Origin of the sequence: Vibrio sp. L85, assembly GCF_963871815.1 — a bacterium.
In the GTDB taxonomy this organism is placed as follows: Bacteria; Pseudomonadota; Gammaproteobacteria; order Enterobacterales; family Vibrionaceae; genus Vibrio; species Vibrio harveyi.
In genome coordinates this window covers 1-221 of sequence record NZ_CAWMYL010000135.1, presented here as the reverse complement: position 1 = coordinate 221, position 221 = coordinate 1, and the positions used below count along the sequence as shown (strand labels likewise).

The window sequence follows — 221 nt, the reverse complement described above, 5'->3', positions numbered from 1 at the left end:
AGTACAACCGTTCACGGCAAAGCCTCAGAACTAGGGCAGCGTGTCACCGTTAATGAAACGGGCATTTTGCTGATTGGTAAAGATACCATCAAAGATAAGCAAAAGGTCTTTCCTCACCTGTTGATCCAAGCTGACCCTGTGTACGCCGCTGATAGTGGCAGAACCAATAAAGGCATTGTGAGTGATTTATACCTTCACAGTGGCGATGTCGCGATTATTGG

1 pseudogene is annotated in these 221 nt (G+C 46.6%); it reads left to right on the top strand.

What is annotated here, in order from left to right:
- Positions 1 to 221, top strand: a pseudogene (locus tag AACR11_RS13710) (hypothetical protein); the annotation flags it as partial.